Source organism: Corynebacterium callunae DSM 20147 (assembly GCF_000344785.1).
Lineage (GTDB): Bacteria > Actinomycetota > Actinomycetes > Mycobacteriales > Mycobacteriaceae > Corynebacterium > Corynebacterium callunae.
In genome coordinates, this window is the sequence record NC_020506.1 from 271,354 (window position 1) to 289,953 (window position 18,600).

At 53.1% G+C, this 18,600-nt stretch carries 23 protein-coding genes; 16 read left to right on the top strand and 7 right to left on the bottom strand.

The genetic code is table 11. The features are described from left to right. Window positions 1-6: 6 nt before the first annotated feature. Window positions 7-924 (bottom strand): metallophosphoesterase, encoded by a 918-nt coding sequence (locus tag H924_RS01255; protein WP_015650151.1) that lies wholly within the window; start codon window positions 922-924, stop codon window positions 7-9. A 27-nt stretch (window positions 925-951) separates the two neighbouring features. Between H924_RS01255 and H924_RS01260 the strand changes: the two genes are divergently transcribed. Beyond that, window positions 952-1,404, top strand: coding sequence for a GatB/YqeY domain-containing protein (locus tag H924_RS01260; RefSeq protein ID WP_015650152.1), 453 nt, complete (start codon window positions 952-954; stop codon window positions 1,402-1,404). Here the strand turns inward: H924_RS01260 and H924_RS01265 are convergent. Then, on the bottom strand, window positions 1,401-3,791 hold the full coding sequence (locus H924_RS01265; protein WP_015650153.1) for a transglycosylase domain-containing protein: 2,391 nt from the start codon (window positions 3,789-3,791) through the stop codon (window positions 1,401-1,403). The two genes, H924_RS01260 and H924_RS01265, sit on opposite strands and share 4 nt — an antisense overlap. Window positions 3,792-4,096: 305 nt before the next feature. Between H924_RS01265 and H924_RS01270 the strand changes: the two genes are divergently transcribed. From H924_RS01270 to H924_RS01280, 4 genes are all read left to right on the top strand, one after another. Next, the gene (locus H924_RS01270; protein WP_015650154.1) at window positions 4,097-4,444 is read left to right on the top strand and encodes a WhiB family transcriptional regulator; all 348 of its coding nucleotides are present in this window, start codon (window positions 4,097-4,099) and stop codon (window positions 4,442-4,444) included. 120 nt (window positions 4,445-4,564) lie between these two features. Beyond that, window positions 4,565-4,720 (top strand): DUF4177 domain-containing protein, encoded by a 156-nt coding sequence (locus tag H924_RS14045; RefSeq protein ID WP_003855791.1) that lies wholly within the window; start codon window positions 4,565-4,567, stop codon window positions 4,718-4,720. 3 nt (window positions 4,721-4,723) lie between these two features. Next, on the top strand, window positions 4,724-5,185 hold the full coding sequence (locus H924_RS01275) for a RidA family protein (RefSeq protein ID WP_015650155.1): 462 nt from the start codon (window positions 4,724-4,726) through the stop codon (window positions 5,183-5,185). Between the two features lie 154 nt (window positions 5,186-5,339). Then, complete coding sequence (locus H924_RS01280; RefSeq protein ID WP_015650156.1) at window positions 5,340-6,164, top strand: MBL fold metallo-hydrolase; 825 nt, start codon at window positions 5,340-5,342, stop codon at window positions 6,162-6,164. Between the two features lie 165 nt (window positions 6,165-6,329). Here the strand turns inward: H924_RS01280 and glxR are convergent, their stop codons facing one another. Beyond that, the gene (gene glxR / locus H924_RS01285) at window positions 6,330-7,013 is read right to left on the bottom strand and encodes a CRP-like cAMP-activated global transcriptional regulator GlxR (protein WP_015650157.1); all 684 of its coding nucleotides are present in this window, start codon (window positions 7,011-7,013) and stop codon (window positions 6,330-6,332) included. 255 nt (window positions 7,014-7,268) lie between these two features. Beyond that, entirely contained in the window at window positions 7,269-7,451 is a 183-nt protein-coding gene (locus H924_RS01290; RefSeq protein ID WP_015650158.1) for a hypothetical protein, read from the bottom strand. Between the two features lie 62 nt (window positions 7,452-7,513). Here H924_RS01290 and nth point away from each other — a divergent pair, with 62 nt between their 5' ends. The 4 genes from nth to H924_RS01310 all read left to right on the top strand — a co-directional run bounded on the left by nth (window position 7,514) and on the right by H924_RS01310 (window position 10,888). Continuing rightward, the gene (gene nth / locus H924_RS01295) at window positions 7,514-8,299 is read left to right on the top strand and encodes an endonuclease III (protein ID WP_015650159.1); all 786 of its coding nucleotides are present in this window, start codon (window positions 7,514-7,516) and stop codon (window positions 8,297-8,299) included. After that, on the top strand, window positions 8,300-8,872 hold the full coding sequence (locus tag H924_RS01300) for a TlpA family protein disulfide reductase (RefSeq protein WP_015650160.1): 573 nt from the start codon (window positions 8,300-8,302) through the stop codon (window positions 8,870-8,872). Beyond that, window positions 8,872-9,615: an NUDIX hydrolase gene (locus H924_RS01305; protein WP_015650161.1), complete on the top strand. Its 744-nt coding sequence runs from the start codon at window positions 8,872-8,874 to the stop codon at window positions 9,613-9,615. Before H924_RS01300 ends, H924_RS01305 begins: the two co-directional genes overlap by 1 nt. A 76-nt stretch (window positions 9,616-9,691) precedes the next feature. Further along, the gene (locus H924_RS01310) at window positions 9,692-10,888 is read left to right on the top strand and encodes a MarP family serine protease (protein ID WP_035107980.1); all 1,197 of its coding nucleotides are present in this window, start codon (window positions 9,692-9,694) and stop codon (window positions 10,886-10,888) included. A gap of 103 nt (window positions 10,889-10,991) precedes the next feature. Here H924_RS01310 and H924_RS01315 read toward each other — a convergent pair whose 3' ends face one another. The 3 genes from H924_RS01315 to H924_RS01325 all read right to left on the bottom strand — a co-directional run bounded on the left by H924_RS01315 (window position 10,992) and on the right by H924_RS01325 (window position 13,685). Beyond that, on the bottom strand, window positions 10,992-11,993 hold the full coding sequence (locus H924_RS01315; RefSeq protein WP_042392391.1) for an alpha/beta fold hydrolase: 1,002 nt from the start codon (window positions 11,991-11,993) through the stop codon (window positions 10,992-10,994). Window positions 11,994-12,072: 79 nt separating this feature from the next. Continuing rightward, complete coding sequence (locus tag H924_RS01320; protein ID WP_015650164.1) at window positions 12,073-12,621, bottom strand: phage holin family protein; 549 nt, start codon at window positions 12,619-12,621, stop codon at window positions 12,073-12,075. 218 nt (window positions 12,622-12,839) lie between these two features. After that, window positions 12,840-13,685 (bottom strand): HAD family hydrolase, encoded by an 846-nt coding sequence (locus tag H924_RS01325; RefSeq protein ID WP_042392828.1) that lies wholly within the window; start codon window positions 13,683-13,685, stop codon window positions 12,840-12,842. A 477-nt stretch (window positions 13,686-14,162) separates the two neighbouring features. On the opposite strand from H924_RS01325, the gene ssd reads away from it, so the two are divergent. From ssd to H924_RS01360, 7 genes are all read left to right on the top strand, one after another. Next, the gene (gene ssd / locus H924_RS01330; RefSeq protein WP_015650166.1) at window positions 14,163-15,227 is read left to right on the top strand and encodes a septum site-determining protein Ssd; all 1,065 of its coding nucleotides are present in this window, start codon (window positions 14,163-14,165) and stop codon (window positions 15,225-15,227) included. Beyond that, complete coding sequence (locus H924_RS01335) at window positions 15,220-16,362, top strand: TadA family conjugal transfer-associated ATPase (protein ID WP_015650167.1); 1,143 nt, start codon at window positions 15,220-15,222, stop codon at window positions 16,360-16,362. Before ssd ends, H924_RS01335 begins: the two co-directional genes overlap by 8 nt. A gap of 122 nt (window positions 16,363-16,484) precedes the next feature. Further along, window positions 16,485-17,138, top strand: coding sequence for a type II secretion system F family protein (locus H924_RS01340; RefSeq protein ID WP_015650168.1), 654 nt, complete (start codon window positions 16,485-16,487; stop codon window positions 17,136-17,138). Then, window positions 17,135-17,704 (top strand): type II secretion system F family protein, encoded by a 570-nt coding sequence (locus H924_RS01345; RefSeq protein WP_015650169.1) that lies wholly within the window; start codon window positions 17,135-17,137, stop codon window positions 17,702-17,704. The genes H924_RS01340 and H924_RS01345 overlap by 4 nt, the downstream gene beginning before the upstream one ends. A 23-nt stretch (window positions 17,705-17,727) precedes the next feature. Further along, window positions 17,728-17,928, top strand: a complete 201-nt coding sequence (locus H924_RS01350) for a DUF4244 domain-containing protein (RefSeq protein WP_015650170.1) — start codon at window positions 17,728-17,730, stop codon at window positions 17,926-17,928. A 16-nt stretch (window positions 17,929-17,944) separates the two neighbouring features. Beyond that, window positions 17,945-18,280 carry a hypothetical protein gene (locus H924_RS01355; protein ID WP_015650171.1) on the top strand — a complete coding sequence of 112 codons (336 nt, stop codon included), beginning with the start codon at window positions 17,945-17,947 and terminating at the stop codon, window positions 18,278-18,280. Beyond that, on the top strand, window positions 18,255-18,593 hold the full coding sequence (locus tag H924_RS01360) for an Rv3654c family TadE-like protein (RefSeq protein WP_015650172.1): 339 nt from the start codon (window positions 18,255-18,257) through the stop codon (window positions 18,591-18,593). The genes H924_RS01355 and H924_RS01360 overlap by 26 nt, the downstream gene beginning before the upstream one ends. Window positions 18,594-18,600: the final 7 nt, after the last annotated feature.

Genomic DNA, 18,600 nt, shown 5'->3' on the forward strand with positions numbered 1-18,600 from the left:
AAAAGCTTAACTTGGTTTTTCGGTGATTTTAAGCAGGGTGGCGCTAGGGCGGCAGAAGATTCTAAATGGCACAAATTTGGAGGTGCCTAAACCATTGGAAACATGCATCCACATATTCTCAAATTTGTGCAATCCATTGGCTCGTTTGCGGTCAATATTGCAGTTTGTCACAATCGCATGTCCACCTGGCAGGCAGAGCTGACCGCCATGAGTATGGCCGGAAAGTGAGAGCTGGTAGCCATCATCGGCAAACTTTTTAAGTACGCGTGGTTCAGGAGCGTGCAAGAGCGCCAAGCTGAGATCGGCATCTTGGTTGGGAGCTCCAGCAATGAGATCATATTTATCTAAGTCATGGTGCGGATCGTCAACACCAGCTGCGGCTAAACGCACTGAACCTACCTGGAATTCCAGGCGTTTGTGGGTGGCGTCTTGCCAGCCGCGTTCGATAAAAGCAGCGCGCATGGATTCCCAAGGCAGATCGATATGGCTGACGGGGCGCTTTTTACCAAGTAGATATCCAAAAGGATTAACTGGCTTGGGGGCCCAATAATCATTGGTTCCAAAAATAAACATGCCGGGGCGATCCAATAGTGGGCCGAGTGCGCGGAGGGTATCGGGGACAGCTTTTTTGTCGCTCAAGTTGTCGCCGGTATTGACCACCAGGTCTGGATTGAGGGAATCGAGGGCAGAGACCCAGGCCTTCTTAGTTTCTTGGCCAGGAATCATATGCAGATCAGAAATGTGCAGCAGGCGGAATTCTTTTTTGCCGCGCAAAGTTCCAGGCTCTAAAAGAGGCAAGGTCTGCGTCTTGAGCTCGAAGTTTCTTAATTCTGCATTGCCCCAGGCAGCGACTGCGACACCAGCTCCAGCGAGGCCAGCGAGGGTAAGGGCAAGGGTTTTGGCTTTAGCTAACACCTTATCCACACTACCTGGGGAGTAACCTTGGCAAGCATGAGTGAACTAAAAGATAAAATCCGCGCGGACCTAACCGCTTCCATGAAGGCCCGCGACAAGGACACCACTGGCACCTTGCGCATGCTGCTTTCTGCACTGACGCAGGAAGAAACCACCGGAACCAAGCACGAGCTTAATGACGAAGAAGTTTTGAAGGTCATTGCTCGTGAGATCAAGAAGCGTCGCGAATCTGCCGATGTCTACGCCGAAAACGGTCGCCAGGAGCTTGCCGATGTTGAGCTTAAAGAGGCTGGCATCTTGGAGGCTTATCAGCCCACCCAGCTTGACGACGAAGAGCTAAATGCGCTTATCGACGACGCGATCGCTGAGGTTGGTGGCGAAGCCTCCATGAAGCAGATGGGTCAGATTATGAAGGCCGCAACTGCTAAGGCTGCTGGTCGAGTAGACGGAAAACGACTCTCCACCGCAGTGAAGAGCCGTTTGAACTAATTTCCGAGGAGCTGCCCGATCGCGTCATTGATGACGTCTTCGATGGTAGTGCCACCCGTAGCAGGAGCCGCCGGAGCTGTGGTCGCCGGAGCATTATTAGTTGGCGCCGTTACTGCGGGAGCTGGGCTGGTCCCATCTGAAATATTCAAAATCACAGTGGCCCCGTCGACAAGCACTGCGTCCTGCGGGGTCGCACTGACCACGGTGCCACGTGCCTGACCAGTTCCGCTGGCGGTGCGCGTTGTTGCTTTGTACCCCTCGGCCTCCAGAGTGCGGCGCGCTGCTGCCTCGGTTTGGCCGACTACGCGGTTTAATAGCTCACCGGCACTGCCGAGTTTGAAGGCAGAGCTATTGGCGGGCAGGGTGCCCTGCTGCGCTGCTGGTACTGAAACGGCCATATCAAACCAGGTTTGGGCAGGCTCATTGCCACCAAAGAGGTTGCCATCGCCGCACTGGCGCACTGGGCTAGAGCACAGATCTGCGGTGGTGGTGCCGTCATTGTAGATATAAGGCACAGCGGCAAAGTTGCTGTTAAAGCCCATAAATGAGGATGACTGATTGGACTCAGTGGTACCCGTCTTGGCCGCAGTTGGCAGCGTCCAACCGTATTGCTTAGCGGCGGTTGCTGCGGTACCGCTGATGATGTCCTGGCTCATACCAACTGCCAAGGCCTGAGCGGTTTCAGGTTCAATGGCGCGTTCACAATCGGGGCGGTCAATATAAACCTCATTGCCATCGCGGTCGTGCACGCTGACAATTGGATTAGGCTCACACCACACGCCACCGGATGCGATAGTTGCAGCCACATTGGAGAGCTCCAGAGGATTAACCGCAGTTGGTCCCAAGGTGTAGGAACCAAGGTTGTGGTCTTTCATATAATCCGCGATGGAAGATTCGCCATCAAAGGAACCTGCATCGGTGTAGCTGCGCAAACCTAGCTTGACGGAAAGATCAACTACGTTTGAGACGCCTACTTGCTCAATCAACTCCACAAAAGGAGTATTGGGGGATTTAGCCAAAGCTTCCTGCAAGGTCATCTGGGCAGGGTAAGTGCCCGCATTTTCCACACAATAGGTATTGGCTGGACAGTTATCGGCACCGCCCGTTCCCATGCCACGAGCTTCATAGCGAGTTGGAACCTGGAGCGTGGTATCCAATCCAGCGCCTTGCTGGATAGCTGCTGCAGCGGTGAAAATCTTAAAAATCGAACCTGCACCATTGCCCACCATGGAAGCAGTTTGAGACAGCATGGTCTCGCCCGCATCGAGGTTGAGGCCGTAGTTGCGGGAGGATGTCATAGCCAAAATGTCATGGGACTGCTCGCCGGGCTTAATAACGTTAACCACCTCAGCAACGCCTGGAGTGCTGGGATCAACATAGGTGGATACAGCACTGCGCGCCGCATCTTGTACCTGCGGATCCAGGGTGAGCTTGATGGTATAAGAATCCTTGGCCAACATATCCTGGGTAATGCCCTGCTCAGAGAGGTATTGCAGTGCGTAATCACAGAAGAATCCGCGGTCGCCGGCACCAATGCAACCATTTGTTAGACCCTGTGGACTATCTAGCACCCCAAGTGGTTCTTGCTGGTAGGCAGCGGCTTCCTCGGGAGTGATGGTTCCGGTGCTAGCCATCGCGTCCAACACCGTATTACGACGCTCAAAAACTGCATCGTGGTTGGTGTAGGGGTTGAGGTAGGAAGAGGACTGCACAATGCCAGCCAGCATTGCTGACTGTGGAATTGAAAGTTGTGCAGCTGGAATGCCAAAGTAGGTTTGAGCTGCGGATTCAATGCCGTAAGCACCATTGCCAAAAGGCACGATATTGAGATAGCGAGTGAGGATCTCATCCTTGCTCAGTTTGTCATCCAAGGTGGATGCCATCTGCATTTCGCGCAATTTACGAGGAATAGAAGTTTCCACGGCCGCCGCTTGCTCAGCCTCATCATCTGCTTCCACCAGCAGCAGGAAGTTCTTTACATATTGCTGATTAAGGGTAGACGCACCCTGCTCCACACCACCGGCAAAAAGGTTGGTGAGGATTGCGCGGCCAAATCCCTGGAGGTCAACGCCATCGTGCTCATAAAAGCGGCGGTCCTCAATAGAGACAATGGCATCTTTCATCGTCTGCGAGATCTGATCTCCGGTAACTTCAAAGCGCCTTTGTGCGTAAATATAAGCAATTGGCTGGTTGGTGGAGTCGGTGATGGTGGTGACACCGGGTCCACGACCGTCAGTGAGATCCGAAAGATTGGTTTGCATCGTATCTTCCGTGCGCGCTACGGCCACGCCAGAAATGCTGGCTAATGGCACGAGGGCTAAGGCGCCAAGGACGCCTGCAGCAACAGTGGATGCAATGAGCTTCGACAGAGAATTTGTGATGGACACTCCAACAGCCTAGCGATTGGAATTACATTCGTGAACCCGAGTGGGTCAGTTTTGGGTTAGTTTTCAGTGCTGTGCGCAAGTCTTGGGAGCTCAGTGTGTGCTCTGTGAAGGTTGGCTGTATGGGATCACCTTTGCTTTCTAATGATGTGCGCAGGGCGAACCACATAGACCCAAGAGGGGGTAAATATATGTCCGTTAAAGAGGGCTTTTAGTAATTAGGTGTGACGTATTAGACACTGATTTGACCATGTGACTACACTTACTAATGTATTTAGTGTTTAGCCGTGTCTACCGAGGAGATTGTCATGACGTCTGTTATTTCAGAACAGCGCAACAACACCTTTTCCAGGGATAATATCCAATCCTCAACTGTGGAGACGGAGCGCGGCGAGTGGATTACCCAGGCAAAGTGTCGCAACGGCGATCCCGATGCACTCTTTGTACGCGGTGCGGCACAGCGCCGAGCAGCAGCGATTTGCCGGCACTGCCCAGTAGCCATGCAGTGCTGCGCCGATGCCTTGGATAACAAGGTGGAATTTGGTGTGTGGGGCGGTCTGACCGAACGTCAGCGCCGTGCCCTCCTGCGGAAAAACCCTCATATCACCAATTGGGCTGAGTACTTGGCTCAAGGCGGAGACATCCCGGCTGTCTAGTTCCTCGATACTGCAGTGTCTTAATAGAGGCGCTGTAGTATCGGGCGCGGGCGTGCATCGTGGGGCTGCTAGGGCATGAAAATCCCACTGTTGTGCCATGTCCCCGGTAGGATGTTCCCCATGACTAAATGGGAATATGCCACCGTACCTTTGATTACTCACGCTACAAAACAAATCCTTGATACTTGGGGTGAAGATGGCTGGGAGCTCGTCTCTGTCATGCCAGGAATGAACCCAGAGAATCTGGTTGCTTATATGAAGCGCGAGGTGGCTTAACTCATGGCTACCACTTCTGAGCGTTTGGCTGAACTCGGCATTACATTGCCAACCGTGGCAGCTCCAGTTGCTGCCTATGTACCTGCAGTACAGGTAGGAAACCAGGTTTGGACCTCTGGCCAGCTTCCTTTCGTAGCAGGTCAGTTGCCTGCTACCGGCAAGGTAGGTGCTGAGGTTTCCCCTGAGGATGCAGCTGATTATGCGCGTACTGCTGCCTTGAATGCTTTGGCTGCCATCGATGCTCTCGTAGGCATCGACAACGTCACTCGCGTTTTGAAGATTGTTGGTTTTGTGGCTTCTAGCACTGATTTTGGTGGCCAGCCAGCAGTAATCAACGGCGCATCCAACCTCATGGTTGAGGTATTCGGCGAGGCTGGCGCGCATGCTCGCTCCGCCGTTGGCGTCGCAGAGCTACCCCTCAACTCCCCAGTCGAGGTTGAGGTTATCGTCGAGGTAGCTTCTTAAAAGCGCGCTTTTCGACGCAAAGATGCTGCTGATGGAGTCCATCGCAGCATCTTTTTTATTGTCTGGAATAAATTAATGCACGCCTCAAAGCTTGTATCCAGCAATTTTCACCTTCAGTTCTACTAAATGTCCTATACCGGCTAAGCTGGACGTTATGGAGCATCCTGCTTACAGCCAATTGCGGCCGGTTACCCCGTCCGCATCTGTTGTTTTGTGCCCTAACCCAGGCTATAGCTCGCTGGAGGGCACCAATTCTTGGGTTATCCGGGCACCTGAAGACCCCCGGAGCATCGTCATCGATCCAGGCCCCGAAGACGAGGGCCACCTTAATGTCTTGCACTCCAAGGCTGAAGAGGTTGGATTGGTATTGTTGACTCACCGCCACCACGATCATGCTGATGGCGCACAACGTTTCCGCCAGCTCACTGGAGCACCAGTTCGCGCGATGGACCCTACCTACTGCGCACGCGGTGAGCAGCTGGTTGACGGCGAGATCATCACTATTGACGGTGTCACCCCACAGATCGAGGTTGTGGCCACACCAGGCCATACCCGTGATTCTGTGTCCTTCTTCATTTGGAGTGGTACTCCTCATGAATCCACCTTAGAGGGCATTGTCACCGGCGATACCATCGCTGGCCGCCACACCACAATGATCTCCGAAACCGATGGTGACTTGGGAGAATACCTAAACTCTCTCGCAATTTTGGAGCAGCGTGGCGCTGATGTCCCACTGCTTCCAGGCCACGGTCCTAATGGTGAAAACGTTGCGGCTTTTGCTCGCAAGTATATTGATCGTCGTGAACTTCGCCTTAACCAGATCCGCGAAGTTTGGGCTACCGAAGGCCGTGACATCTCCATGAAGCATCTAATTGATGCCATCTACGATGATGTTGATCCCGTTCTGCGTGGTGCTGCCGAGCAGTCCACCCATGTTGCTATCCGTTACCTCCAGGCGCAGGAAGCTGCGGCTTCTTAAGAAATCACAAATCCAGGCTTTAAAGCCAATAAAGCGGCATGGCTTCAATAATTTATTGAAGCCATGCCGCTTTATTAATCTTGACATCTGTAGTGCAGTAGAAGATCCCCAGTAGTTGGCCGGAAAAACCAGGCCAATTACTGGGGATCTTCTACTAACTAGTGTTTAGCGAGCGCGTCGTGCAAGGTGCTCGGTATCAACAATCAATACGGACTTACCCTCAAGGCGAATCCAGCCACGATGTGCAAAGGTAGCCAGAGCCTTGTTAACGGTCTCACGGGAAGCGCCCACAAGCTGTGCGATTTCTTCCTGGGTGAGGTCGTGGTTAACGCGCAGCGCGCCAGCTTCTTGGGTGCCGAAGCGGTTGGCTAGCTGCAGTAGGGTCTTGGCAACACGGCCAGGAACGTCAGTGAAGATCAAGTCTGCCAGGGAAGCGTTGGTGCGGCGCAGGCGACGAGCCAGCACGCGCAGCAGCTGCTCTGCAATGGCAGGGTGGTCAGCTACCCAGTTGCGCAGCATTTCGGAGTTCATGGTTGCTGCGTGAACTTCGGTAACGCAGACTGCGGAAGAGGTACGTGGGCCTGGATCGAAGATGGAGAGCTCACCGAACATGTCGGAAGGTCCCATAATGGTCAACAGGTTTTCACGTCCGTCAGGAGCGTGGCGGGCAAGCTTAACCTTGCCGGAGGTGATGATGTAAAGTCGGTCGCCTGGCTCGCCCTCGTCAAAGATGGTTACTCCGCGAGGGAATCGAACGGTTTCCATATCCTGGATAAGGTTATTTACTGCCGTTGGGTCAACGCCTTGAAAAATTCCTGCACGGGACAGGATTTCCTGAACACCTTCCACTGTTTTCTCCTTCGTTTGCACACATATTGTTGAAAGCCCAGATGAGTGGCATCACCCTTAGGTATTTAGAATTAACTAGAATCTGGACGATACCTAACGGGAGGTATCAAGTAATGTGGCAAAGGCCACTCTACTATGTGATTGGTCACCACGTTAGTGTATTTGACTAAAATGTCACAGTTAAAGAACCATGAATTAAATATTCACAGTGAGCTATCAGTCTAAAACAACCTTCAAAGGTAATTCCATTCGCTATTAGGCGGCTGAAGCTTCTGGCTGCACATCATCGTTTTTGTCCGTGCTGCCAGCGTTCTTTGCCAACTTTACCTCAGTATCTGTGGCAACGTGCGGGTGTAGCAAGGAGGCTTCGATTCGCTCCATAGAAAATGCAAAAAGCATTAACAATAGCGGGATAAGCACCACAAGCAGACCAGTCATAAAGCACATTCTAGTGAAGAAGTATTTTCCCGCGCACCTAAGGGTCTGGCAAGGTGTGAGTTATGGGATCTATAACTCCGCAGAAGCGCCCCCGCGTGGGTTCTCACCTTGCCAACAAAGGCCAGGAGACCGAAATTGGGCGCAAAAGGCGAGCTCGACGCATAAATCGCACCCTTGCCGTGGCATATCCCGACGCTCACTGTGAGTTAAATTTTAGAAACCCCCTCGAGCTGACCGTGGCAACCATCTTGTCGGCGCAGTGCACTGACGTGCGGGTAAACCAAGTGACCCCGGCTCTATTCGCGCGCTATCAAATGGCACAGGACTACGCTTCGGCAGACCGCAGTGAGCTGGAGGAAATGATCCGTCCCACGGGGTTTTATCGTAATAAGGCCAATTCCCTCATTGGCCTCGGTGAAGCTTTAGTAAGCCAATATGATGGCGAGGTTCCGGGCACGCTGGAGCAATTGGTGGAACTTCCCGGGGTAGGGCGAAAAACCGCCAATGTGGTTTTGGGTAATGCTTTTGGAGTACCTGGCATTACTGTTGATACTCATTTTGGCAGGCTAGCGCGACGATTAAAGCTGACGGAATTGGAAGATCCAGTAAAAATTGAGCAAGAGATGAATGTTCTCATTGAGAAATCAGAGTGGACTATGTTCTCGCACCGGCTTATCTTCCATGGACGTAGAATATGCCATAGCCGACGCGCTGCTTGTGGAGCGTGCATGCTGGCTGCGGATTGTCCATCATTTGGACTCGCGGGGCCGGCAGATCCTTTAGAGGCTCAAAAATTAATCAAGAGTGATGATAGGGAGCACCTGCTGAAGATGGCAGGGATTGAATAAATGACAAGCAGTGCAAAGTGGTCGCTAGTTGGCGTAGTGGTAATTCTTGCTGCGTTGGTGGCTATTCTGCCACGTCTTTTGGGTGGCTCTGCCACCGATACCTCCGCTGACAAGGCTGCGGGGCAGGACGAGGGGGCGTCGACAAGCGTTATTTCCCAACGCCCAGATTGCGTTGCCACTAGTGTGGCGGGCGTGGAACTGCCGTGTTTGGGTGGGACAAGCGGTGTGGGAAATGATAAGCCGACCGTGGTGAATCTGTGGGCGTGGTGGTGTGAACCTTGCCGCGATGAACTGCCTATTTTTGAGCAATTTGCGGAGGCGCATTCAGAACTTAATGTCATTGGGGTGCATGCTGACGCCAACGCCGCTAATGGTGCAGCACTGCTTGATGATCTTGGAGTGAATTTGCCTAGCTACCAGGATGATTCCAATCTTTTTGCGGGTACCTTGGGGCTGCCTTCGGTTGTTCCAATTACCGTAGTTGTTTCCGCATCGGGCGAGGTTATTGGCACTTTTCCGACTCCATTTACCTCTGTTGATCAGCTTAATAATGCCGTTATTGAGGTACTCTAATGCATAATTTTCCAGATTTTCCACATGACTTTCCGGGCGAAAATATCGAACTTGCTCCTGATAAGGCGCCAGTGTGGATGCACCGACTAATTGAGCGGATTCAGTCGGGGAAAATGCGTGATCCACTTACGGGAGTTAAAGCCGGTGATCCTTCGGAGGCTGAAAAGCGCGCTGCTGTCTTAATGCTTTTTGCAGGCTCGGAAACCTCCTTTGATCTGCCTAACGATGCCTCGGTCCTACTGACTCATCGCTCTCCGACAATGCGTTCGCACGCTGGGCAAATAGCTTTTCCGGGTGGTCGAATTGATCCCACCGATGTAAATGCAGTGGATTGTGCTTTCCGTGAAGCCTGGGAGGAAACCGGCCTGGATCGACGCAGTGCGACGCCATTGGCACAGCTCAAAGAGGTGCATATTAGAGCAACTGGCTATCCGGTTTATCCGATTTTGGGGCATTGGCATAGTCCTTCGCCCGTTGCGGTGGCTAGTCCACATGAAACCGATGAAGTTTTTGACGCGCCGGTTTATGAACTTATTGATCCTGCAAACCGCTTGATGGTGGGCTGGAATCAGTGGCATGGTCCGGCCTTCAAAATCAATGATTATATTATCTGGGGTTTTACCGGTGGATTATTATCTGCGATCTTAGAAACCGCAGGATGGGCCACGGAATGGGATCAAAAGCGAATTTTTGATCTTGAAAGCACCTTGGCCAAATCACGCAACAATGAAAATTTACGTTAGGTGCTAGACCTCGAGTGTCCTAAACTCGAGTCGTTCCCCGATTAAGCAAATTTTGAAAGAGTAGAGCACCAGTCAATTGTTGAGTTCGAGCGCGGTCGTCGATGCCATCATCGTCCTCGTAATGGTGTTCGCCCTATGGGGCGGATGGAGGCAGGGAGCCTTCACGTCATTGCTGTCCACAGTAGGGGTCATCGCTGGCCTCATTATTGGATCCGCAGCGGCACCTTTTGTTATGGGTTTTACGGAATCCACCGCCCTGCGTTTCCTACTCGCCATTGGCACAGTGGTGCTTTTTGTGGGTGTGGGCAACCTGGTGGGTGCTTATTTGGGATCCTCAATCCGGGAGAGCATCAAGTTCCGAAGCTCACGTTTGGTGGACTCTTTTATTGGCGCTATTTTCCAGTTGCTGGCCACCCTCGTTGTAGTGTGGCTGGTGGCAATTCCGCTGGCAACCGGTCTTTCCGGGCCAGTTGCCACGGGTATTAGAGATTCCAAAATCTTAGGTGTTGTGGATCGCTTCACCCCGCAAGGACTTGATACCTTGCCCTCTAAAATCTCTGCGATGCTTAGTGAATCCGGGCTGCCGCCACTGGTTTCTCCTTTTGCTGGTGGATCTACCGTGGAGGTGGAAGCGCCGGAAATTAACGTTGCCAATGTGGCCTTGGTGGAGGCTATGCAGCCTTCGGTAATTCACGTGATGGGCGATGCTCAAGAATGTAGCCGTCGCTTGATGGGCTCCGGCTTTGTTGCAGCACCTGATTATGTGGTGACCAATGCGCACGTAGTCGCGGGCACTTCTACCGTCAGCTTGGACACCATGGTGGGAACTCGCTCTGCCGATGTGGTTTTTTATGATCCAGATGTAGACATTGCTGTGTTATATAGCCCTGACCTTGGTCTTGATGCACTTCCATGGGCGCAAACACCTTTGGAAACCGGCGATGACGCCATTGTTATGGGCTTCCCACAATCTGGTCCATTTAATGCCTCTCCGGCTCGTATTCGAGAGCGCATTATGATCACCGGCAGCAATATTTATGCCAATGGTCAGCATGAACGCGAAGCTTATTCCGTGCGCGGTTCCATCCAGTCCGGAAACTCTGGTGGACCAATGGTTAACCAGGCAGGTGAGGTTGCAGGCGTGGTCTTTGGTGCTGCAATTGATGGTTCAGATACCGGATATGTATTGACCTCTGAGGAAGTCCGTCAGCGTATTGGTGATATCACCGCGCTCACCACTCCAGTGGACACCATGGAGTGCGCGGTTTCCTAGCGGCTTCCTAGCGGTTTCCCGCAAGCGCCTAGCCCCGAACCCAGCGACGCCCAATCCCTGCCCGGTGGCGGCACTCGAGGGGTGCTAGAGGGGTTAGAGGGGCCTAGAGGGCGCGGGCGAACTCCGCAATGCTGTGAGCAAACTCCGTTGGCTTTTCCCAATAAGGCAATTCAAAACCACCCGGGATTGCGAGACTGTGGAATTTTCCATGGCAGCGGCTATGTGCCAAACGCGCCAGGTATTCCCAGCGTTGGGTGTTGAGTTTAAGAATTAACACCGGGACAGACACGGTAGTCTTGGTGTATTTCGCAGGTACCGTGCCGGTTAAAAAGCGATTGCTGCGCACAATGGGGCCGCGGGTGTGATCGATACCCAGTGCTTTTTTACGTAATTTGACGATCTCTCTAAAAGCATTGCTGCGTTGGAAAGACACCGAGGTATTGCGCGTTATTTCCAGCTGTGCTGCGCGAGGGATGGAAATTCCAGCTAGGCGGTGCAGTGGGGTAGGCACACCAAAAACCATGCGCCGGGCCATATCGGGCATAAAAAGATAGGGCTTGAGTAGCATGGCGCGTCTCATATCGCTGGGGTGAATTGCGCCAAGTGAAACCAGTCCGCGCACTCTTTCGGGGTACATAGTGGCGCTGACCCAACCGATGCTGGCGCCGGTATCGGAACCGACTAATACTGCGTCATCGTGGCCAAGAGCTGCAATAACGCTGCTGATATCGCCGGCTGCATGGCGTAAATCATAACCTGCTGGTGGTTTATCGGACATGCCATATCCGCGCAGATCAATGGCTGCAACGTGGAAGCCAGCGGCTGCGAGTGGTGCAATGACCTCGCGGTAGTCATACCAACCGCCAAAGGCGCCGTGGATAAGCAATACAAGCGGATCGGTGGGGGAGCCGGCGGTGGCCAGGTGCAGGCGGACACCGCGCACAAAGACGTGTTCGTGGCTGTAGGGGCCCTCGAGGGCAACGATATTGGGGGAGCGTTCGATGGAGGCAACGGTAGTTGCCATGCGCCGGTTAGCGCGCAAGCTTTTAAACAAGGTGCGGAAGGGGGAGGGGTTCGTCGACAAGCTCTTTTTTGAAGCTGCCATCGATGATTCCTTAAGAGTGCATATGGGGATACTTAAGCCCCGCGGTGACCAGAGGTGCGCGGGGCTTTAAGAGGGGGTTTTACTTAGGGGTTACGGCGCCTGGGCCGTGGAAGGACTGGGTGGTGTAGAGGCCACGCTGGCTGGAGCGCTCGAGCTTTGCAGTTGCCTGGCCAGGAACCAGGTTCTTGAGCTCATTAACAGAGTTAATCGTCTGCTTTGGAGCACCCATCTTCTTCACCTTGCGCCAGCCGAAGAGAGCCAGAGCGGATGCGAGAACCAGCATCAGCAGGAAGACGATGAGGAAAGCAGCCCAGCGGGCGATCCAGTTATCGAGCAGCTCTGCGAGGAAGAAGAAAAAGAAGAAGGAGCTGTACAGGGCAATGGTGCCAGCAACGCCAAAAGCGCCGCCGCCGACGGCTGCCTTCTTGGCCTCGCCAGCCAGCTCGGTCTTAGCTAGCTCAACTTCAGCGCGGAACAGGCTAGACATTTGGGAGGTGGCATTGGAAATCAGGGTGCCGATTGATGCCTCACCACTTACGCTTGTGTCCACATCGCTGAGGGGAATTGCGTTCACCTTTGGGGCAAAGGTGTTGCTGCCATCAGTAAAAAGGCCATCGTTATTGCTCACTTGGAAGCTCCTCCAGTGTTTAAAAGGCGTGTATCTAAAGCGTTCTTTAATCCCAATCGTGCCACGAAAACTCATTTCAGGTGAAGTTCATAGACTTTTTGCAGGGCAAATGTGGCCTAAAAGCATAACCATGGGTTTTCGGACAGTACGTCATACATGATAAACGATGCTTGTCGACGCCCACCTCCACCGCACCCCTGAAACGAGTCAGGGGGAGTTTAGGCAGTGCCGCGCCGGCTGCGCCGTACCCACCACAAACTACCCGCTGCCACGGCAGCGATGCCAGCCACCACACCGGTTCCAATACCTACATCACGTGAGCTCGGCATCTGAAAAAGCGGCTCGGGGTTTTTAAAACTTAAAATTTCCCAACCACGTTCCAGGGCAGTTTTCTTAAGCGCGCGATCTGGATTTACTGCCGTTGGATGGCCGACAGCTTCCAGCATGGGGAGGTCTGTAAAAGAATCTGAGTAGGCATAACTTTCCGCGAGGTCGTAGTTGTCCCGCGCTGCCAATTCCATAATGGACTGGGCCTTGGCGCTGCCTTTGCAGTAGTAGAGGACCTCGCCAGTGAAACGACCTTCTTCTGACTCCAACACTGTAGTGACGGTTTTTTCTACCCCAAGCTCGCGGGCAATGGGTTCTACCAGCTCTTTTACCGAGGCTGAGATGATAATGACATCGTGCCCGCACGCTTGGTGGTATTCAATAAGCTCTCGAGCCTCGGCATAAATAGTAGGCGTGACCACCGTGTGCATGGTTTCCTCAGCGATGGTGCGCACCTGTTGGACATCCCAGCCTCGGATCATCGCGGTGAGCTGATCGCGGGTGTTGTCCATTTGTTCGCTGGTGTGCCCGGCCAACATATATGTGGCTTGCGCAAGGCTAAGCTGCAGGGCTTCCACGGGGGAAATGAGCCCGCTATTCATAAATTCGCGACCATAAGCATAGGTGGAGCTCATTGCGATGATTGTCTTATCCAGGTCAAAGAACGCTGCCACCCGGGGTGGTTTAGCAGGCTGAGAAGGCTCAGAAGAGCCTGCTGCGCTTGAGTGCGCTGCGATGCCGTGTTCTTCCTGATTCACATGGGCTAGTTTAGCGCCTTTTATCAAGTTTTAAAGAGTGACCCCAAAACTTCTGTGACTGGAGTGGCTATTGTGACTAAGCTGCATTTCTGCTATTAGTCCAGCTAGGTGGCGGTATTTCGAGCTTTGTGGGAAATTTTCTATTCGAAAGAATAATCGGGTGAGATATTGTCTTGTGTGGCCTAATGTGTCATAATTTCAAATGCAAGGCCCCGATATACAGTGTGGCCTGCCCCGGCACAATCCCCCCCCGTTGCCGGGTTACGACGGCCCGCGCACACCCCCCCCGAGGCGCGGGCCGTCCCTTATGCCTATAGCAGTTTTAGAGTTCTCGCGTGACTGCCTTTAAAAGTTATCCACAGCCTGGCTGGGGGTGCGGGCTGTGGGGTGCTAGTTATCCACAAGTTGGCGGCAGTGGCATTGCTGCAGTGCTGTGAAAGCAGCAGAGTAAAAGCCATGAAAACACCTAGAACCCAGGCAATTTTAATAGCTATTGAGGATCCCGCTCTGCACCCAGAAGCCATGCATGTGGCTGCTGCTACCGGGCGTCCCATTATTGAAACCACCAGCCCCGGCGATATTGCCAGGCATTTTCATCGGGTTTCCGCGGTGCTTATCGATGCAGCCAGTTCGGCCAACATAACCAATGAGAAGCGCCGCGACCGCGTATTTTTATTGGATTTGGATCCGGGGCCTTCCAATTGGAAAGCCGCGGTGCAAATACATGCTGAAGAAGCCTATATTTTGCCAGCTCAAACCGCTGAGCTACTTGGAGCGCTCGGCCGAGAGGACAGCAAAACCACAGCTAGTGCGGGTGTGGTTATTGGCGTGATGGGAGCGGTTGGTGGGGTAGGCGCAAGTACTTTAGCTGCTGTGCTTGCTCGCAAAAGAAGTGCCCACAACACCACTGTCCTTATTGATGGTGTGCCTAGCTCAGGAGGGATAGATCTGCTGGTTGGTGCAGAGGAAACCTTAGGTGCACGCTGGCCTGATATGGGTTTTAAACGAGGCAGTGTGCAGGCCACAGACGTTTTGGAGGCTTTACCGCACACCAAGGATAAGATGGCCGTCTTATCCACTGCACGATCTAAAGTTCTTGATCCTTTCCAACTCAACCCAGCGGAACTAAGTGCTGCTATTAGCTGTTTTAGCGCATCAGAAAATACCGTTGATGTCATTGTGGATTTACCTGCGCATTGGGCTAATTCTGAAGTCATGGAGCACCTCAGTTATCTGGTGCTGGTCGTGCCGGCGGAGGTAAGAGCAGTTGCCGCAGCGGGGGCTGTGGCATTGGAATTACAACCTTTTCAGCTTCCACTACTGGTGGTACTGCGTCATCGAGGCTGGTCCGGGCTCGATGTAGGCGATGTTGAAGAAATCTTAGGGTGTGATGTGATCGCAGAACTAGGAACAATCGCCAAATTGCCTAAAAGCCTGGAAATGCAGGGGCTAACTGGACTTTTGCCACGGGCCTTGAGCGCTACCGCTGATGCAGTTCTTGCGGAGATAACCAATGGTTGACATGGATCTGCTGGTGGAAAAGGTACAGCGACACCTCGCTACCGTTGCAGAACCTTTAAGCAGCGCTGATATTGCCCGGGTGATCAGACAGGAAGCCACAGTTATTAGCGATGAAGATGTCATTGCAGTTTTGCGGCGCCTGCGTAGCGATTCAGTGGGAGTAGGTCCCTTAGAAACGCTGCTTGCAGTCCCTGGAGTAACCGATATTTTGGTCAATGGTCACCGCAGTGTCTGGATTGATAGGGGATCGGGCCTCGAAAAAGTTGATGTTGAGCTGGGATCTGAGGATATGGTGCGACGCTTGGCCACCAGACTTGCCTTATCTTGTGGACGGCGTCTTGATGATGCCCAACCCTATGCAGATGGTCGTTTAAGCCGTGATGACGGCAGTATGTTGCGCATTCACGCAGTGCTTGCGCCACTGGCAGAATCTGGATCATGTATTAGCCTGCGAGTCTTACGCCAATCCAAACTAAGTCTGGATGACCTGGTTGCCGGGCATACTCTCTCACCTCAATTGGCAGCGGTGCTGCGCCACATTATTGCCCAACGGCGTGCCTTTTTAGTGGTGGGTGGCACTGGAACTGGGAAAACCACCCTCTTATCCGCCATGCTCAGTGAGGTTGCAGCTAATCAACGCATTATCTGTATTGAAGATACCGCTGAGCTGCATCCTTCCCATCCCGGCACTATTAATTTGATAGCCCGCCAAGCCAATGTGGAGGGTGCTGGTGCTGTCACCATGGCAGACCTGCTTAAACAATCTTTAAGAATGCGCCCGGACCGCATCGTCGTGGGAGAAATCCGCGGTGCTGAGGTAGTTGATCTTTTAGCAGCTATGAATACCGGACATGATGGTGGCGCGGGCACGATCCACGCTAATTCCATTTCGGAAGTACCAGCTCGCATGGAAGCCCTGGCTGCCAGCGGCGGACTAGATCGCATGGCGCTTCATTCCCAGTTGGCAGCAGCCGTAGATGTGGTGCTGGTGATGAAACACAGCCCACAGGGGCGTCGGCTTGCGCAAATTGGAGTGTTGCGCGGAAACCCTGTTAAAGCCCAGGTGGTGTGGGACATCGAGGCAGGACTACGCCCAGAAATTGATGCAGAGGTAGCCTCATGGTTCTCCCAATAGTGCTGCTCGGTCTAGCAGTCTTATGCAGCTCACCGGGTCCTTTGGCAAGTGGCCCAAGGGTAAGAGGGGAAAAGCTGCAGCCGCAGCGTCGAGCGTCGTGGTTGATAGTGCTGCTATTTCCCATGGCAACAGTTGCTTTTGTAGTCATTGGGGTGGACGCAGCAACAATGATTGCCCTGTTTATGGTGCTCTTTGTGGTGGTGTGGCGAATTAAAGCGCAGCAAAAGCGCACCACAGCCACCAAACAAGCAACAGCTCTGGCCGGGTTTTTAGGGTTGTGCGCCGGAAACTTAAGAGCAGGCGCGCCGATGGTGGAAGCAATGGATCATGCCTTGGCCAATACACCAGCAGAAAAGACTCTTAAGGAAGCATTGGGGTCAGCAGCCCGGCGCGCACGTTCTGGCGGCGGGGGACATGCGGTATTGGCAGAGGCCGAAATCCCTGATCTCAAACGCCTGGGCACTTTATGGAGTACCTCGGAAAAACACGGCATTCCACTGGTCACACTCATTGAACAAATGCGTCAACGAATTGATGCTCGAGAAAGACATCATGCAGCCACCCGAGCAGCATTACAAGGACCCCAGGCCACAGCAGTGATTCTGAGTTTATTACCAGTTGCTGGAGTGCTGATGGGAACGGCTATGGGAGCAGATCCCGTGGCAGTGCTCACCGGGGGCGGGTTAGGCGGAGTAATGCTCGTTGTCGGAGTGGGATTGGGTGTGGCGGGATTTATTATCACCCAAAAAATACTGGAAAATGCGAGTCCCTCATGATCGCCGCCTGCCTTATCGCAATGATTGCAGCACTGGTCATGCCACCTCAACCAGGTTTTAGAGTCGGGCTTAAAAAGCCTAAGACCACCCTGCGTATCCGGGCGGGACCGATGTTGAAAAAGCAGGTGGATCCGCTGGAAATAGCAGCGGATATTGAGCTCTTCTCTGCCTGTTTGGATGCCGGTTTAAACACCAGAGATGCCGCAGCAGTGGTTTCTCAAGTGGCGGTGGAATCCCAACAACACATCTGGACCCAAGTGGTAGCGCTGCTCTCAATTGGTGTTAGTGCCCACAGAGCCTTTTCACTAATGGCTGGACAATCCGGCCTAGACGAACTGGCAAATTTGGCCACTGTTTCACAACGATCTGGAAGTGCTCTAAGTACTGGATGCAAACAAATAGCACTTAGTTTGCGCGCTGTTGCAGCTGATCACCGCACCGCAGCTGCAGAACGCGCCGGGGTTTTTATTGCCTTGCCTCTAGCTTTATGTTTTTTGCCGGCTTTTATCATCATCGGCCTGGCACCCGTGGTGCTGAGCCTGGGTACGCAACTTATCAATTTCTAAAAACACACTTAAAGGAGAAAACCATGTCCCTAATTCCCAACAACCTTCGTTCTCGCTCTTTAGCCGTGCTTAATGAGGAGGATGGCTTAACCACCGTCGAATATGCACTTGGCACCCTCGCCGCTGCGGCTTTAGCGGCCGTACTTTATGCCGTGGTGAATAGCGATGCAGTGTCTTCAGCTTTTGAAGCCATTATTAATGATGCATTAAGCGCACGACCTTAGTTATTCGGCAGCAGTCATGGTGAAAAAACACAAAATAATCGGGCGACAGCGTTTCCCACCATTGCTTGCCGATGAGCGCGGATCAGTCAGTATTGAAGCAGCTCTGGCGCTCTCAGCAATGGTGGTGGTGTGCGCCTTAATTGTGGCGGCAATGGCCACCCTAGCTACATATTTAGCAGCCATTGATGCAGCTGGAGCTGCTGCCAGGGCACATGCCATCGGGGAAGAATTTTCACCGGCTAGAGGCAGCCTGCACCTGGCAGAATCCGGAGGATTGCTCACCGCCACAGTTACCATCCGAGCACCATTCGGGGAGATCTCCGCAGATGCCATCTATCCCTTGGAAAACTGATGACGCAGGTTACGCCACAGTTGCCGGTGCGGGTTTTGCTGCTGCTCTCGCAGGACTTTTTATCCTGCTGGCATGGCAAGCAAGCCAGTTGTTGGCGCGGGAACAAGCACAGGTGGCAGCAGATTTATCGGCAGTGGCAGGTGCCTATGCATTTGCCAGCGGCGAACAAAAGACAACTGCGTGTACCCGTGCTCAAGAAATCGCAGAGCTAAATAAGGCACAACTAGAAAGCTGCACCGTTGAGGACCAAGACCTCATTGTGGAAACCCGAGTGAGAGGAGAAGAAGCTCAAGCCAAAGCCGGACCACTTTAGAGACAAC